The organism is Bacillus sp. LB7 (genome assembly GCF_030449715.1).
Classification (GTDB): domain Bacteria; phylum Bacillota; class Bacilli; order Bacillales; family Bacillaceae; genus Bacillus; species Bacillus paralicheniformis.
This window is the reverse complement of record NZ_JASGCA010000007.1, coordinates 43,023-58,646: the sequence shown is the minus strand read 5'-3', so window position 1 is coordinate 58,646 and position 15,624 is coordinate 43,023. Positions and strand designations below refer to the sequence as shown.

General features: G+C 45.5%; 14 protein-coding genes and 2 pseudogenes. 8 read left to right on the top strand and 8 right to left on the bottom strand.

Annotation, left to right across the window (positions count from 1 at the left end):
* The first annotated feature begins 62 nt into the window (after positions 1-62).
* Positions 63-1,121: pseudogene (locus QMZ64_RS11345) on the top strand (alpha/beta hydrolase).
* Between the two features lie 351 nt (positions 1,122-1,472).
* Here QMZ64_RS11345 and QMZ64_RS11340 read toward each other — a convergent pair.
* From QMZ64_RS11340 to QMZ64_RS11325, 4 genes and pseudogenes are all read right to left on the bottom strand, one after another.
* Positions 1,473-1,974 (bottom strand): annotated as a pseudogene (locus QMZ64_RS11340) (GNAT family N-acetyltransferase).
* A 26-nt stretch (positions 1,975-2,000) separates the two neighbouring features.
* The gene (locus QMZ64_RS11335; RefSeq protein ID WP_265626906.1) at positions 2,001-2,258 is read right to left on the bottom strand and encodes a YnfE family protein; all 258 of its coding nucleotides are present in this window, start codon (positions 2,256-2,258) and stop codon (positions 2,001-2,003) included.
* 98 nt (positions 2,259-2,356) lie between these two features.
* Positions 2,357-3,904 carry a cellulase family glycosylhydrolase gene (locus QMZ64_RS11330; protein ID WP_265627806.1) on the bottom strand — a complete coding sequence of 516 codons (1,548 nt, stop codon included), beginning with the start codon at positions 3,902-3,904 and terminating at the stop codon, positions 2,357-2,359.
* A 426-nt stretch (positions 3,905-4,330) separates the two neighbouring features.
* Positions 4,331-4,702, bottom strand: a complete 372-nt coding sequence (locus QMZ64_RS11325; RefSeq protein WP_243940607.1) for a DUF1360 domain-containing protein — start codon at positions 4,700-4,702, stop codon at positions 4,331-4,333.
* A gap of 165 nt (positions 4,703-4,867) precedes the next feature.
* On the opposite strand from QMZ64_RS11325, the gene ric reads away from it, so the two are divergent.
* Positions 4,868-5,581: an iron-sulfur cluster repair di-iron protein gene (ric, locus tag QMZ64_RS11320; RefSeq protein WP_265626907.1), complete on the top strand. Its 714-nt coding sequence runs from the start codon at positions 4,868-4,870 to the stop codon at positions 5,579-5,581.
* A 52-nt stretch (positions 5,582-5,633) separates the two neighbouring features.
* On the opposite strand, the gene QMZ64_RS11315 is transcribed toward ric, so the two are convergent.
* The 3 genes from QMZ64_RS11315 to QMZ64_RS11305 all read right to left on the bottom strand — a co-directional run bounded on the left by QMZ64_RS11315 (position 5,634) and on the right by QMZ64_RS11305 (position 9,095).
* On the bottom strand, positions 5,634-7,988 hold the full coding sequence (locus tag QMZ64_RS11315) for a nitric-oxide reductase large subunit (RefSeq protein ID WP_265626908.1): 2,355 nt from the start codon (positions 7,986-7,988) through the stop codon (positions 5,634-5,636).
* Positions 7,989-8,143: 155 nt separating this feature from the next.
* On the bottom strand, positions 8,144-8,893 hold the full coding sequence (locus QMZ64_RS11310; RefSeq protein WP_265626909.1) for a Crp/Fnr family transcriptional regulator: 750 nt from the start codon (positions 8,891-8,893) through the stop codon (positions 8,144-8,146).
* Positions 8,856-9,095 (bottom strand): DUF2164 domain-containing protein, encoded by a 240-nt coding sequence (locus QMZ64_RS11305; RefSeq protein ID WP_020451638.1) that lies wholly within the window; start codon positions 9,093-9,095, stop codon positions 8,856-8,858. The genes QMZ64_RS11310 and QMZ64_RS11305 overlap by 38 nt, the downstream gene beginning before the upstream one ends.
* 220 nt (positions 9,096-9,315) lie before the next feature.
* Here QMZ64_RS11305 and QMZ64_RS11300 point away from each other — a divergent pair, with 220 nt between their 5' ends.
* Both QMZ64_RS11300 and QMZ64_RS11295 read left to right on the top strand, forming a co-directional pair.
* Positions 9,316-10,500: a nitrate/nitrite transporter gene (locus QMZ64_RS11300; protein WP_265626910.1), complete on the top strand. Its 1,185-nt coding sequence runs from the start codon at positions 9,316-9,318 to the stop codon at positions 10,498-10,500.
* A 146-nt stretch (positions 10,501-10,646) separates the two neighbouring features.
* Positions 10,647-11,360, top strand: coding sequence for a fumarate/nitrate reduction transcriptional regulator Fnr (locus QMZ64_RS11295; RefSeq protein ID WP_265626911.1), 714 nt, complete (start codon positions 10,647-10,649; stop codon positions 11,358-11,360).
* 45 nt (positions 11,361-11,405) lie between these two features.
* Here QMZ64_RS11295 and QMZ64_RS11290 read toward each other — a convergent pair whose 3' ends face one another.
* Positions 11,406-12,128 (bottom strand): YwiC-like family protein, encoded by a 723-nt coding sequence (locus tag QMZ64_RS11290; RefSeq protein ID WP_243940597.1) that lies wholly within the window; start codon positions 12,126-12,128, stop codon positions 11,406-11,408.
* Positions 12,129-12,277: 149 nt separating this feature from the next.
* Here QMZ64_RS11290 and QMZ64_RS11285 point away from each other — a divergent pair, with 149 nt between their 5' ends.
* The 4 genes from QMZ64_RS11285 to QMZ64_RS11270 all read left to right on the top strand — a co-directional run bounded on the left by QMZ64_RS11285 (position 12,278) and on the right by QMZ64_RS11270 (position 15,530).
* Positions 12,278-12,745: a cyclic nucleotide-binding domain-containing protein gene (locus QMZ64_RS11285; RefSeq protein WP_075754603.1), complete on the top strand. Its 468-nt coding sequence runs from the start codon at positions 12,278-12,280 to the stop codon at positions 12,743-12,745.
* A gap of 113 nt (positions 12,746-12,858) precedes the next feature.
* Positions 12,859-13,962 carry a TIGR04053 family radical SAM/SPASM domain-containing protein gene (locus QMZ64_RS11280; RefSeq protein ID WP_265626912.1) on the top strand — a complete coding sequence of 368 codons (1,104 nt, stop codon included), beginning with the start codon at positions 12,859-12,861 and terminating at the stop codon, positions 13,960-13,962.
* Between the two features lie 87 nt (positions 13,963-14,049).
* Positions 14,050-14,292 (top strand): DUF1858 domain-containing protein, encoded by a 243-nt coding sequence (locus QMZ64_RS11275; RefSeq protein WP_377903314.1) that lies wholly within the window; start codon positions 14,050-14,052, stop codon positions 14,290-14,292.
* The gene (locus QMZ64_RS11270) at positions 14,289-15,530 is read left to right on the top strand and encodes a DUF438 domain-containing protein (RefSeq protein WP_265626913.1); all 1,242 of its coding nucleotides are present in this window, start codon (positions 14,289-14,291) and stop codon (positions 15,528-15,530) included. The genes QMZ64_RS11275 and QMZ64_RS11270 overlap by 4 nt, the downstream gene beginning before the upstream one ends.
* Positions 15,531-15,624 lie beyond the last annotated feature (94 nt).

Genomic DNA, 15,624 nt, shown 5'->3' with positions numbered 1-15,624 from the left:
CTTATAGCGCAATGTATGTATTTCACATTCGCCACTTTTATTAATTAAGGGGGGACAAGAAAGTGAAAACTTATGACGCATTTCCAAAACCAATTGGCGGCTATACTGTCGGTCGAACCCAGATGGATTTTGAGTACACGGCATCAGATCACTCAAAAAGAGAACTGACGGCGTTTGTGTACTATCCGTCCGACAGTAGCGAAGGTAAGACTACATCAACGTACATGTTTCCTGAAGTCTACGAGATGTTTAATGAGCAGCCACTTGTCACTGCGTATCTTAAAGGGAAGGAAGTTTCTCTATAGATATCAAGACCCAGTGTTACGACGACCTTGCTCTTTCCGGGAAGGAAAAGCGCTATCCGGTGTTATTCTATGTTTGCGGCGGGGGCGGTTCTCCAGAATGGGGTACAGTGATCTGTACAGACTTGGCAAGCATGGGATATGTTGTGGTAAGCATCGGCCATCAGAATAGCACGATGTATAAGCGTAAAGATGGGCGCCTGTTTAATGTATCAAAGGATTTTTCGGATGTCATTATGGCGTTTTCTGAAGATCCGGAGATGCTGGCGTTGGCTGGTAAGATGGAGATGCGGCCTGACGATGAAACTGCCATTGAGATGTGCCATAACGTGCTTACACTGCCGATACTTGCCAAGTTAACAGAGTATAGTGAATTACAGGCAGAAGATGTAAGGTATGTAGCAGATTATCTTTACAAACTGGACTCTGGAGAACTGAATTCCATCTTTAAGGGCAGATTGTTGCTTGACATCGGCATGGGCATAGTCGGACATTCTTATGGAGGGCCTACGACGGCGATTGTTTGCCGGGACGACCGGTTCGCCTGCGGTATTGGCTTGGATAGCGGTGCGTTCGGCCTTCTCGACAGCGACCTTTTATTTCTCTGTTGATCGTGTTGCCCATTTAGATTTCTGCGACATCGTGTTTACCAGTGTTAATGAGGAACTCAGAGGCGAACGGGATGCTATGGAGATGCGAAATCTTGTTACAGACTATACGAAGAACTTTTTTGATCATTACATACTGCAGAAGGCTGCAAGTGTGGAAAGTCTGGCATACGATGGCGTGGACTTGATCAAGAAGACCAGCAACAAGTGACATAACCGAGAGGTTGCTGATAACTGCATGTCAAATGATAAGCGGTGTTTTCACCGTTGAAAAACACACTTGAAGATATTAGAAATTGGCTGGATTCTAGAACACGATATTGACATATAGATATTGAGTTGTGGACATTTCAAATATGCTGCATTTTCTGTCAAAGAACCGTTTAGTGAAAGTAGTTTAGGGGCTAATTTTGTGTCGTACAGCTGGTGGAGGAACATTGCATAATCCTGACCTTCATTTCTTTCTAGTTTACATAATATATATTCTCGGAAGTTAAGTGTTACAAAGAAATTCTGTCTCAATCTCAAAGTATACTCAAGTTAGTGAGACAGAATAAAAAATTTAGCGATACACTGAATATACAGCAATTTCTTTTCCCCATTTATGTATCGTTTTTTCTAAAGTCATGCCGATGCGTTCGGCTACTGGACGGTAGATTTTTCGCATCAGGTAAAGATACGATTTTTTTCAGATGAAATGACTCAAATCCATATTGTTTGCATGCTGATGCTGCTTCGGTTGCATAGCCGTTTTTCCAGACGCTCCGTTTAAACAAATAGCCGATTTCCATTTCGTCCGATCCTTCGACTTCCTGTGGCACGATGCCGCATTGGCCGAGAAATTCGCCTGTTTGTTTATGTTCGGCAACCCACAGGCCGGTTCCGTGTTTTTCATAGTTTTCAAGCGTCCTGTCGATCCATTGCAATGTCTGTTTTTCATTCTTTGTCGATGGATAATATTCCATGGCTGTCGGGTCAGAAAAGATTTCGAGCAGGTTTTCGGCGTCATCACGCTTCATTTTTCGCAAAATCAGCCGGTCTGTCTTCATGATCGTGTCTTTCATGGTTCTTCTCCCCCTTATTTTATTGATTATGGAGATGTTAATTCCCGATAAACCGTTTCTAATTCTTCCAGTGTCAGATCTCCGTATGCGCATTTAATCACGGCATCTGCGAATTCATCATAGTCGTCATCTGTTGAAAAGCCTTGCTGGAGCGTTTTGGCGTAAAGCTCGATTTGTTCTTTTCGCTTTTCAATGTCTTCCTCTTTGCCTGCGTAATCCGGTCCATTGATCGTGTCGTAGTGTTCCTTGACAAGCATCATGTATTGCTGCAATGTTTCATTCATACATCCATCTCCTTTCATGTTTACAAAAATATTCCTCATTCCTTCCATTATAATATATACGAAAACGGACACCAAATCCGGTGTCCGTCAAAGTGCCGTTATTTAGGTTCAGTACCCCAAATCAGCTTTCCGTTCTCATACAACGTGATTTTTTTCGTATTTTTAAACGTGTTTGAACCTGAAGAAAATGAATAGTCGCTGCTTTGGGCATAATTGCTCCAGTCGTCATTGTGAAGACGGATCTGGATTTCGCCTGTACTTGCACCCGGCGCTAATGTGCCGTTTTTAAATCCTACTTCAAGATACGTGTCTGCTCCGTTTACCGCTTTTTTTAATTGGACGAATTTGTGGGTGATTTTGCTGCAGCCGATTTGGGCATAGTCGCAGTCAAAATTTTGTCCTTTGTGATTCGTTTTATACCAGTAGCGGACAGTGATTCGATTTAAAGACACGGATTTTTTGCTGTTGTTTTTAATGTTGAGCTGAGGGCGGATTTGGTTGCCGTTTACATTGTTGTCCCCCGCTCTGTATTGTACTGCTATCGCGTTGGCTGCAGCGCCGCTGTCTTGATCTGGCTTATCTTGATCCTTTTTTTGGTCTTTTTGATCAGACCCTTTCGAATCCGATCCAGAGTCTCCTGACGAACCGTTTGATCCGCTGCGGATGTTTTCTCTGACGAATTTACCTGATGGGGACAAGTCGGATTGCGACCATCCTCCCTTTTTAGAGGCGCCGGGGTTTAAAGCTGCTGACGATTCTTGTTTGTCGGACAAGCTCCAGTTTACCCAGCTGATTTTTTTGCTGTCTAAATATTTCAGCCACTCCCTGGATTGGTCGAGGTAGACCCCGCCGTTTCCGGAAGCATCGCTCGTTCCCCATTCTGTGACGAAAATCGGCGCTCCTTTGCTGAGTGCATAGTCGGCTTTATCGCGCAAAGACTGACCGTGCGTACCCGCATAAAAATGGAGCGCGTACATGACATTGCCGTCTTTCAGCTGATTGTCCGCCGCATCGTTGACATCCTGGCTCCAAGTGCCTGTTCCGACAATCACAATATTGTTCGGGGAATTTTTGCGGATCACGGACAGAATGTCTTCAGCGTAAGGTTTAATGTCACGCTTCCAGTTGACATCGCCGTTCGGCTCGTTGGCAATTTCAAAAATGACGTTTGGCGTCTTGCCGTAAAGCCTCGACATTTCGTTGAAAAACTCTTTTGCTTTCGCTTTGTTTTGGTTTGGATTGCCGTCGCTCAGTATGTGCCAGTCGATGATCACATAGATTCCGAGATCTTTCGCCGCTTCGACGGCTTCCTTCACTTTGTTTTTAACCGACGGATTGTCAATATAGCCGCCTTCACCCGTATACATAGCCGCGCGGAAGACATTAATGCCCCAGTCGTCTCTCAGCCATTTTAACGAGTCTTTGTTGACATAATCGCCATACCACTGCAGCCCGTGGGAGCTGATTCCTTTCAACTGAACCGCTTTTCCGTTTTGATTGACGAGCTGCGTACCTTTCAAGGTAAGCTGTCCGTTTACAGCAACGGGTGTTTGCGAAGCGGCAGACGCTTTAGGTGCGATGATACCGCTGATGCCGAGTGCCGCTACCATGAAGCAGGCGATGAAGACAGAAATGGAACGTTTCATATATGACATTCTTTTTCCTCCAATGATGTTATTTTCCAAAAATACTTTATGGCAGAAATTTCCACCCCTTTCTTGGCTTGTAGCACGAACTGATTGTAAAAAAACTATTGATTGATTGTCTATCAACCATATTTCTCGTTTTTTTCCGTTTTGAAAATCTATCTATTTCCTCTTTTCGTATGAAATGGAAGGCCTGAATGCTAATAATGAAAAGCTAAAGAAAGTATAGCCGGGGACTTTGCGCATCCTTTTTCTTTCAATTCGAAATTTTAAAAACCTGATTCACTTCAAAATAACGTCTCCCCTCTGCCTAAAATGCGGCAGCCGGGAAAAAACCGCTGTAAAAAGTTCATAAAACCGACACGTTCTTTCTGCTGTTTGTGTCACTTTATTGACAAAAAAATAAAACCATTCGCTTGGAATGGTTTATTTCTTTAAATCGGAGAAAAAGCTGACAAGTTTTGTTGCGACACCGACAAACGTTTCAAGAATCGCCTGCCCCCCTGCGACCGATAAAATTAAAATTAACGGGAATATCGTTTTTGGGACAATCATATACCCGACAGCAATGATCAAAGCGCACCATATCCCTGCGCACCAATAGCAATTCAGCAAATAGCCGAAGTTTGATTTCGGCACTTTTTTCGTTTCTACATGCCCTTGTTCATCAACCGTCTGCTTTTTCTTCATGAACGGTTTCCGGATAAACTCCGTGATCTTGTCAAAAACAATCAAATGAGTTAACCGGTAACTGGCGAGAATCAGCATCGTAAATGTAAGCCAGGATAAATGCTCCATTGCGGGCCTCCAACATGAAAAGTTATCTATAGCTATTTCCCGATTTCTTCTGAGTTATTGCTTTTTCTGTCATTTTTTCAGAATGTGATGTAGATCACGATTTTCCATCGGTGAACCCGTTACATTTAACCCATAGCATAAAAAACACTTCAGGAGGTTTTACAAATGGAAGCAGTATTTGATCAAAACACAAAAACAGGTGATATTGTTACGCGTTTTCCAAGAGCCAGCCGGCTGCTGAAAGAATATCGCATCGACTTTTGCTGCGGGGGCAACCGCCCGCTCGGTGAAGCGATAAAAGAACAGGATTTAAATGAAGAAGAAATCTTAGCGAGAATCAATACATTATATCAAGAGACAAAGGCATTGAACGCAAAAGAGACGAACTGGAGTGAAGCCCCGTATTCACAGCTGATCGACCATGTGATTCATACGCACCATGCTTACCTGTATGAGGTGCTTCCTGAACTGTCAGGCTTTGTCACAAAAGTCTACCGGGTTCACGGCATCCATCATCCGGAACTCGCCCAGGTCCATCAATTGTTCCATCAGCTGAAAACTGAACTGGAACATCACCTCTTCCAGGAAGAGGAACTCATTTTCCCGAAAGTGAGGGCATATGAAGAGACGCGATCAATGGACAGCCTTGCAGAAGCGGTTCAGGCGATCGATGTCCTTGAACAAGAGCATGAAGCCGCAGGCAGCATCTTGAAGGAACTGAGAAAAGTGACAAATGACTATACCCTTCCTAAAGGGGCATGCACAACATATACATTGACTTACTTAAAGCTTGATGAATTGGAAACGGATCTTTTTCAGCACATTCACCTGGAAAACAATATTTTGTTCCCGCGGCTTGAAGCGGAAGCCAATCAATAAATCAATAAAACAAAAAGACAGAGGATTTCACTTCCTCTGTCTTTTTGTTTATCTATTCATCTGAAGCAATGTCTTTAACAGGCAGCGCTTCTCCTTCCTGATGCGTCGGTTTGCGGAGATGGAATAATGCTCTGATGCTGAATATGACCAAAATCACGATTCCGGCTAAAAAGATCGTATCCGGCACGGCCCTCCAAGTCAGCAGCGTTTGCACCGTATCCTGCTTTAAAAACTCTGGCGCCCTTGAGCTCCAGTACCCGCCTTCAAACGCTTTTTTCAATTGAAGAAAACCGACCGGCAGCAAATTGATAAACACCATTCCGAACAGGCCGATGTTCAGCGACCAGCAGGCTATTTTCAGCCATTTATCATTCCACGCTTCTTTTTTGGCGATATTGCGCAGCGTATACAGCCAGACGGCAATGGCAAACATGCCGTACACGCCCATCATCGCCCCGTGCCCGTGGGCAGGTGTCAGGAACTGGCCGTGCTCAAAATAGCTGACGGCAGGCAGATTGATCAAAAAGCCCAACACCCCTGCACCGACCAGATTCCAGATCGCCGTTGAAATCAAGAACCAGAACGTTGCTTTATACGGGAAGTGATGTCCGCCGTCTTTCATCATCTTGTATTGTTCATAAGCTTCCAATACAAGCAGGGTAAGCGGGATGACTTCCAGACATGAGAAGACGGAGCCGAGGCCGATCCAAACTTCGGAAGACCCGTTGTAATAGTAATGGTGTCCAATTCCGATGACACCGCTCCCCAGCAGGATCGTCAATTGAAAATAGAGCGTTCTGACGGTCGATTTTTTCGTGACCAGGTTCATTTGCACGAGCAAAAAGCCGATGACCACGACGGCAAAGACTTCAAAAATCCCTTCCACCCAAAGATGGATAATCCACCACCGCCAAAAATCCGACATTGTAATATTTGTGCCGGGATTAAAGAAAAAGGCAGCACCGTAAAACAGCGGAATAGCGATCGAAGAATAAAACAGCAGATGAATCAAACCGCCTTTATCAGACTCCCGCTTGAGACCGCTCTTAATGCCTCTGAAGACGATAAACAGCCATATCAGCATGCCGAGCGCGAGAATGACCTGCCAGAAGCGGCCGAGTTCAATATATTCCATTCCTTGGTGACCGAATAAGAACCAGTTGTTGCCTAAAAGGCCTTTTGCTCCAAGCCATTCGCCGGCCATGCTTCCGCCGACAAGGACGATCAGCGCCCAAAACAGAATGTCGACAAGCAGCCCCTGCCTTTTCGGCTCGCGTCCTCCGACAAGCGGTGCTGCATAAATGCCCATGCCGAGCCATGAAGTTGCTATCCAGAAGATCGCCAGCTGGAGGTGAAATCCCTTAGATATGCTGAAGGGCAACAGATCCCTGATCCAATCGATCCCAAAAAAGCTGTCCGGCTCAATATAATAGTGGGCAAGTAAAGCTCCGAACATCGCTTGGACAAAAAACAGCAGCGACACAACGGCGAAATATTTTCCGGTTTTAACCTGTGATGCCGTAAGCGGCTGTTTATCCAAATCAAATACCGGAAACGCCCCTTCCTGGTAAGCCTCTTTCATTCCAAGCTTATAACGGTAAAACACGAATAAAATAATACCGACAAATAAAATAAGGATGGTGACGCTTGCGCCGCTCCACCAAACGGCGGCAAATGACATCGTGTTTCCGGCATCTTCATCATACGGCCAGTTGTTCGTGTACGTAATGTCGTCGCCAGGCCTTAATGTACTGGAAAGCCATGCGGTCCAGAAGATAAAATCGGAGATCTGCGTGATTTGGTCTTCGCTGTCAACCCACGCTCTGTCGCGTTTAGGCATGTGGCTTTCTTTAATTAAACCGGGCTCAAGCCCCCAGCCGTCTCCTTTTGTAAAGACATTGCGGTAATGATCACGCACTTGCTGCAATCCATAAACCTGCGCATCTGTCAGCTTCAATGTATCTGAGGAGCGATTATAACGGTTTTTTCTCATTTCGCGGATGACTTGATTCCGGATGGTGGACTGCTGTTCATCTGAAAGTTGTTTAAAGCGCTTGCCGTATCGTGCCTCCGCCTTAAAATCCTGCATCCCTTCCGTATAGATTTTCAGGGCTTCGGCCGTGTAATCAGGCCCCATGTAAGATCCGTGCCCCAAAATCGTGCCATAGTCCATCAGCGCGTATTTTTGAAATACGGCCTGACCGCCTGAAATGGACGATTTGGTCATGAGCACCTCTCCGTTTGGCCCGGACACTTCAACTGGTCTTGGTGCAAGTCCTTTGAAGATCCAATAGCCTCCTAAAAGCAGCACCGAAAAACTTACGATTAAAGTAAAGACGAGAACAGATTTCAAAAAACCGTTTTTCGATGCTTTTTTAACGGGCACTGTCTTTCTTTGAACTTCCATTGCGGTTCACTCCTTTTTTGATTTTGCATGTCCTAAGATACTGGATATCCAGCACACCGGTTGTGAACCAGATCACTTAAATAATGGCGGATTTGTGAACAAATAAAAACAGGCTTTCCATCTGTTGATTCAATGGAAAGCCTTCATCTTTTCCTTCAATTGCAGCCGTTCAGCCAGTCTGTATCATGTATGAAAATTCCGCTCCTGTCAGCTGTCAGCAGATTTTTCTTTTTCATTTCATTTAACGTGCGGTTAATCGTTTCCCTTGACGTTCCGACCATGTTCGCAAAATCCTGATTGGTAATGGGCAGGCTGATGTAGACCCCTTTTTCTTGAGGAATGCCGTGTTCTGCTGCGAGCTTCATTAATACATGTGTCAAGCGGTGCTGGACATCTTTTGAGATAAAACCCTGGATCCGCTCTTGCAAATCGAGAATCTTTTTCCCCATGATTTGCATCACTTTTATCGTCATTTCCGGATATTTCATCAAAAGTTCATTAAAATCGGCGATGCGGATTACGATCAATTCGGTTTCCTGAACGGTTTCGGCTGTTGCCGGGTATGGGGAGCGGTCAAAAAAGCCGACATGGGGAAACATGTCCCCGCTTTGCAGTATTGAAATCACTTGCTCATTGCCGTCTTCATCGATTTTAAAGGCTTTAACAAGACCGGATTTAATGAAGAATACCGCTTCCCTCTCTTCCCCTTCCATAAAAACAAACATTCTCGGCTGATAGGTGCGCTTGACCGCGATTTGCTCGATTTGTTTGAACTCTTGATCATTCAGCCCGCTGAAAATCATAAATTGCTTCAGAAACTCCATTGGTCTTTCAATCCCTTCGGTTTTGCTAAAGGAGAGCGCGTTGTCACAGACGGCGCTCCAGCGCAAAGAGCTCTTCTTCAATCGCCGCTGCCTTCTCTTCCACGACTCTGCGGCTGTCCTTCAGCGCCTGATTATAAAAGTAAGGGCCCAGCTTTTCCTTTACGAATTCAAACATTTGAATCGCCGCGATGTCTCCTACCTCTTCTCCCCTTTCTTCAACATAAAAGCGTTTGATTTCCTCGATGATCGCTTGTTTTTCTTCTTGCGTCAACTTGATAAACATAAAAGCGGCACTCCTTTTTTATTTTCATGATAAACGAAAAAGTCCGCAAATGAACGATTTATTTTTTACATCCGTTTACTATCCGTCACTTACCGATATTAAACACAAATCAAGCGACTGACCGTGTGACGTAATTCACAATGTTTTAAAAATACTTTTTGTAAGATAAACATGCTGATTGATTTATTCATTTTCCCCTTTGAAAGGAGCAAAAAACGCAATGGTAAATCGTCAAAAAATACAATTACCGCTGCAGTCATTTAGTTTAGTCGCAGGATTTATGGTTTGGGTGTTGATTTCCTCTTTAATGCCCCACATTAAGCAGGACATCGCCCTGACAGACAGCGAGATATCCCTTGTCACGGCCATTCCGGTCATACTCGGCTCGCTTCTGAGGATTCCGCTGGGATACTACACGAACAGATTCGGTGCGAGAATCACGTTCATGATCAGCTTTTTGCTGCTTCTGTTCCCGATTTTTTGGATCAGCACAGCCGATTCGCTGTTCGACTTGATCCTTGGCGGATTCTTCCTCGGCATCGGCGGAGCGGTCTTTTCCATCGGGGTCACATCACTGCCGAAATACTACCCTAAAGAAAAACACGGGTTTGTCAATGGAATCTACGGTGCCGGGAACGTCGGTACAGCGATTACCACGTTTGCCGCTCCTGTTGTGGCAAAGACAGCCGGGTGGGAAAATACGGTGCGGATGTACATCGTGTTAGTCGCCGTATTCGCTTTATTGAACTTTATCCTTGGAGATCGAAAAGAAACAAAAGTTACGGTTTCTGTAACAGAGCAAATGAAGGCAGTCTACCGAAATCAGACATTATGGTTTTTAAGCTTGTTTTACTTCATTACATTCGGATCTTTCGTCGCGTTTACGATTTATCTTCCGAACTTTCTTGTTAATCACTTCGGGCTTGATCCCGTCGATTCAGGGCTTAGAACCGCCGGATTTATCGCTGTCGCCACTTTTCTGAGGCCTGTCGGCGGCTGGCTCGCGGACAAATTCAACCCGCTGAAGCTGTTGATGTATGTATTTGCCGGCTGTACCTTGTCAGGGATTTTATTGGCCTTTTCGCCCAGCCTCGGACTTTACGGATTTGGGGTATTGACCGTTGCCGTGTGTGCCGGTCTTGGAAACGGGATCATCTTTAAGCTCGTGCCGCTTTATTTTACAAATCAGGCCGGCATCGTCAATGGGATTGTATCAGCGATGGGCGGCTTAGGAGGATTCTTCCCGCCACTCATCCTGTCAAGCGTTTTTCAGGCAACCGGCCATTATGCGATCGGATTCATGGCGCTGTCAGAAGCGGCCCTTGCCAGCTTTGTGATCGTGGCCTGGATGTATTTTCAGGAAGTGAACAAAACATCGTCCAAAACGAAGACGAACCAATTATGAACCTTTCCTGCAAAAGGAGCCTTGAGCCGATGTGCTCAGGCTCTTTTTTGGGACTTTATTCATAAGTTCACAATATTGTTTATATTTAAAAGGTCACTCAGCCTTATTTAACGTTAAAATAAGAACTGCAAAAGGGGTGACGCTCAATGAACATTTCTGTTAGAAAATCAGACACAGATTTGCTCTCAGACGATCTGCATCACTTGCTGGAATCGATTAGTACGCGACGAAAAATCAGGCAGGACACATTCCTTTTTCAAGAAGGGATGGATGCGGAGGAACTGTATCTTATTCAGTCGGGACTTGTGCAAATCGGCAAATTGACGTCCGATGGCAAAGAACTGACTCTCAGAATGTGCAAAAAAAATGATATTGTCGGGGAGCTTACGCTTTTTACAGATGATGCGAAATATATGCTGAGCGCAAAGATCCTCTGTGATGGCGAAGTGTTGGTCATCAATAAAGATAAGCTTGAAAAAGAACTCATTCAAAACGGTGCACTGACGTTTGAGTTTATGAAATGGATGAGCACGCATTTGCGAAAGATTCAATCGAAAATCCGCGACCTTTTGCTGAATGGTAAAAAAGGCGCGCTCTACTCCACCTTGATCCGTCTCGCAAACAGCTACGGCATCACAAGGAGCGACGGGATTCACATCAATATTGTGCTGACGAACCAGGACCTGGCGAAATTTTGCGCCGCCGCAAGGGAGAGCATCAACCGCATGCTGAGCGACCTCCGGAAGAACGGTGTCATTTCAATTGAGGACTCGGGAAAAATCGTCATTCATCAGATCAACTATTTAAAACGCGAAATCGACTGTGAAAACTGCCCGCTCGACATCTGCAATATCGACTGAAAAAGCGAAAACAAACAAGGACATGAAGCACAGTGTCCTTGTTTTTTACGTTTGCAGCAGAAAAACGATCAACACGGCCATAAAGAAACAGGCATTCACCAGCTCAGAGATTCCGATTGTCTTAATCGACAGTTTCCTCCCATGTAAAAACCACGCTCTGAAACTGCTCGGCACTACACCAAGCACCGCCCAGCCTGCCCCCGCGGCCAGCGAGATGAACGGCAGAAAAACGTGGTATCCCCATGAATAAAGTTTAAAACGATTGTTTTTCTTTTCGCGGATCATCGACTTGACATAAAAGGCGCTCCCTGTGAAAAACAAAGCGGACTGGATAAAAACAAACAATGCCTCACCATTAAGCTTCCCCGCTCCCATCCAGAAGCTCGCAAGCCCGCCCGCGCTGAAAACAAGGATTGCCGCAATATCATTTAAAAGCGCCCTGTCATTGTTTCTTTTCGCATAATAAAGATTGATGAGAAAGAGCGGAAACAGCGGCAACCCGAGAAAAACGAGCCGCGGCTCCAGCCAGACCGAAATAAGCAGGAAAACGACGGCCGGAATGCCGTAGATGAGAACCCATTTTTGATAGTAAACGATATTTTTCTTCTTCACCATCATCGTAGCCGGAAATGCCGCAAGATATAGAAACAGCCATCCGCAGAACAGCGGAATATGCTTTACATCCGCGCCCCCGGCGAACATGCCGAGAACAAACGGGATGACAAGCATCGCCCAGGCGCCATGCTGCTTCGGTATGAACACTTTCATCACGCATCCTCCCTTCTTTTCTATTACATTATAAAAGTTTCGTCTTTTTTACACAGTGACATTTTGCATACAGGCGTGTGAAATAAATCACTGCGCCCTCCAGCCCGGCGCTTTATACTAAATGTTAATATAGAGAAGGAGGATATACCATGGACCGGTTTGACTACTTATTGTTTCTGAAAAATCTTCCTATGTTTTTCGGGGTTCCCCTTCCGATCATCAAAAGGCTGCTGAAAAACGGTAAGGTGATCGATATCCAGCCATCTGAGCATTCGCGATCGTTCCTTCATTCGCAATCCGTCTATTTTGTTTTAAAAGGGGAAGTTCATTTTTCTGACAGAAGGCTTCCGGAAGAATCCCGAACGATCGCCGAGTGGGAAAAAGGCGATGTTTTTCCCATCGATCAAAAAGGGGAACCTTTCGTATCTCCGTTTATTTCAGTCAACACTGCCGCAGAAACCGCCGTACTTGAAATTCCATTTCATACTTTCAAAAAAATGATGACTTATAACCGCCAATTACAGACGAACTTTCTCATGCTGCTTCAGCAGAATTTGTATTTTTCCTACCAGCTTTTTTTGCGTTACCTCAACTCCTCCGCAGAAGACGACGCGTGAGAAGGGCCTCCCCCCTTCTTTCTCTTCCTTTTCCAAATGTGATCTACTTAACTTTTTTTCTTTTTCATTTCCGCTACGATACACATGAATGCAAACGAAAGGACAGATGAAAGATGTTACATTTCGATTTCGACAAGTCTCCGTTTATCGTCATTTGGGAGCTGACAAGAGCGTGCGAGCTCAAGTGCCTTCATTGCCGGGCATCGGCTCAAAACAAACGCGATCCGCGGGAGCTCACCCTGAAAGAGGGAAAAGATCTAATCGATCAAATTCATGCGATGGACAATCCCCTCCTCGTGCTGACAGGGGGTGACCCTTTAATGAGAGACGACGTATTCGCCATTATTGAGTATGCCGTCCAAAAAGGGGTTCGCGTCTCCATGACCCCGAGTGCCACGCCGAATGTTACAAGAGAAGCGATTCAATCAGCAAAAGAAATCGGCTTATCCCGATGGGCGTTCAGCTTGGACGGCCCGACCCGGGAGATTCATGATCATTTTCGAGGAACGGACGGTTCCTTCGACCTGACCATGAAGGCCATACGCTACATTCATGAATGTCAGCTGCCTCTGCAGATTAATACCGTCATATCCGCTTATAACATCGATTACCTGGATGAAATGGCAAAGCTGATCGAAGAATTGAACTGTGTATTATGGAGTGTGTTTTTTCTCGTCCCGACAGGCCGCGCGAAGCGGGAAGATATGATTTCGCCGGTGGACCATGAAAAAGTCTTTCTTTGGCTCAGCCGCTTGGCAAAAGAAGCGCCTTTTGACATCAAAACGACAGCTGCCCAGCACTACCGACGGGTCGTTATTCAGCAAAAAATGCGGGAAGCCAAAGACCCCAACATGAAAATCCGCTATGAACACGCATTGCAGAAAGGGAAAATGGATGTGATCGGCGGATTGGGCCGGGCCCCGAAAGGTGTGAACGATGGCAACGGCTTTATGTTTATCTCCCATATCGGTGATGTATATCCAAGCGGACTCCTGCCGTTTAAAGCCGGAAACATCCGCGAACAGCCGCTGGCTGAGATTTATCGCGAATCACCGATCTTTAAGGATTTGCGAAATCCGGACGGATTTAAAGGGAAATGCGGCGTCTGTGAATTCCGCCATGTGTGCGGGGGTTCGCGCTCGCGTGCCTATGCTCTGACGGGCGATTACCTGGAAAGCGACCCGAGCTGTATTTATATTCCGAAGGCTTTGCGCTAAAAATGTGATGTACGTCACATTTTTTTCAGCATACTTGTATTACGGTATAGATGAGAATGATCATCACTATCAAAGGATGTGATCCCTCTGCATAAAAAAATTGATTTGAACGATTCCGTATACGAACTTTGCACATCGCATCCTGAACTAAAAGCCGTGATGAAGGAAGCCGGGTTTAAAAGCATTACGAAGCCCGGCATGCTGGAAACAGCCGGGCGCATCATGACGATTCCAAAAGGTGCGCGAATGATGCAAATCGAATGGCCGCATGTCTTAGACATATTGAAAGCGCACGGATTTGACCCCGTTTGGAAAGGAGAAAAACAATGAGCGAAATCATTAACAACCGGGAAACGCAGCGAGGTCTGCCAGAGGAAAAAAAGCAGCTTCTGAAAGAAATCATCATCGACCTTCATAAAGGAAAACCGCTTGCCGACGTCAAGAAACGGTTTGAAAAGGCATTCGGTTCAGTCAATGCCGAAGAAATCGCTCAGCTGGAACAGGCGTTAATGAAGGAAGAAGGCATTACACCTGAAGAAATTCAAGAGCTCTGTTCCGTTCACGCCGCTGTGTTTAAAGGGTCGATTGAAGACATTCACCGCGCTGACGCCGATAAGCAGCCAGGCCATCCCGTTCATACTTTTATGAAAGAAAATAAAGAAATCGACCTCCTTTTGAACTTTAAAATGCAGCTTCATTTGGAACGCTTTGAAAAAGAAGATCACCGCGACAACATTCTCAAGCTGCTCGCAGACTTAAACTTGCTCGCCGATGTCGACAAACATTACAGCAGAAAAGAAAATCTTCTGTTCCCCTTTTTAGAAAAGTACGGAATTACAGGGCCCAGCCAAGTGATGTGGGCTGTCGATGATTTTATCCGCAAGAGCATTAAAGAAGTGAAGCGTTTGTTGGAAGAGTATACGCCGGACAAAAAAGATGAGGTCATCCGCGAGCTAACGTTTATCATTCAAGAAGGCACAGAAATGATTTATAAAGAAGAAAATATCCTCTTGCCGATGGCGCTCAGAACGCTGACAGAAGACGAATGGCTGAAAATCGCGGCTGAAAGCGACGAGATCGGATATTGCCTGACTGTTCCGGAAGCGGTGTGGAAGCCTGAACGCCATCAGCTCAAAACAACAGAAGAGGCGGCTGACGGATATGTCAGGCTCCCTACGGGTATTCTGTCCGTGGCTCAGCTTGAGCATATGATGAACCATCTTCCGGTCGATATCACCTTCATCGATGAAAACGATGTGGTCCGCTATTTTTCACACGGAAAGGAACGGATTTTCGCACGGACAAAAGCCGTAATCGGCCGGACCGTCCAAAACTGCCATCCGCCGGCAAGCGTCCACATCGTCAACAAACTTCTTGACGACTTTAAATCCGGCAAAAAAGACGTTGAAGACTTTTGGATCAAATTTAAAGACAAATACGTGTTCATCCGCTATTTTGCCGTACGCGATGAAAACGGCCGCTATATCGGGACTTTGGAATTCACCCAGAACATCGCCCCGATTCAAGAGATTACCGGGGAAAAGAGAATTATGAACACGAGCGATTGACCAATTCGACAGCCCGCTTCCATGCAGGCTGTTTTTTTGTCCTCCCTCTCCCCCTCCTGAAAATGTGACAAATTTGTTAAAACCTAAAACCATG

Excerpts from the sequence above, each read along its gene's own strand:
- QMZ64_RS11280 (WP_265626912.1), top strand. The coding sequence starts at position 12,859 with ATGTTACATTTCGATTTCGACAAGTCTCCGTTTATCGTCATTTGGGAG.
- QMZ64_RS11285 (WP_075754603.1), top strand. The coding sequence starts at position 12,278 with ATGGACCGGTTTGACTACTTATTGTTTCTGAAAAATCTTCCTATGTTT.
- QMZ64_RS11300 (WP_265626910.1), top strand. The coding sequence starts at position 9,316 with ATGGTAAATCGTCAAAAAATACAATTACCGCTGCAGTCATTTAGTTTA.
- QMZ64_RS11295 (WP_265626911.1), top strand. The coding sequence starts at position 10,647 with ATGAACATTTCTGTTAGAAAATCAGACACAGATTTGCTCTCAGACGAT.
- QMZ64_RS11315 (WP_265626908.1), bottom strand. The coding sequence starts at position 7,988 with ATGGAAGTTCAAAGAAAGACAGTGCCCGTTAAAAAAGCATCGAAAAAC.
- QMZ64_RS11305 (WP_020451638.1), bottom strand. The coding sequence starts at position 9,095 with ATGTTTATCAAGTTGACGCAAGAAGAAAAACAAGCGATCATCGAGGAA.
- QMZ64_RS11330 (WP_265627806.1), bottom strand. The coding sequence starts at position 3,904 with ATGAAACGTTCCATTTCTGTCTTCATCGCCTGCTTCATGGTAGCGGCA.
- QMZ64_RS11270 (WP_265626913.1), top strand. The coding sequence starts at position 14,289 with ATGAGCGAAATCATTAACAACCGGGAAACGCAGCGAGGTCTGCCAGAG.
- ric (WP_265626907.1), top strand. The coding sequence starts at position 4,868 with ATGGAAGCAGTATTTGATCAAAACACAAAAACAGGTGATATTGTTACG.
- QMZ64_RS11290 (WP_243940597.1), bottom strand. The coding sequence starts at position 12,128 with ATGAAAGTGTTCATACCGAAGCAGCATGGCGCCTGGGCGATGCTTGTC.
- QMZ64_RS11325 (WP_243940607.1), bottom strand. The coding sequence starts at position 4,702 with ATGGAGCATTTATCCTGGCTTACATTTACGATGCTGATTCTCGCCAGT.
- QMZ64_RS11335 (WP_265626906.1), bottom strand. The coding sequence starts at position 2,258 with ATGAATGAAACATTGCAGCAATACATGATGCTTGTCAAGGAACACTAC.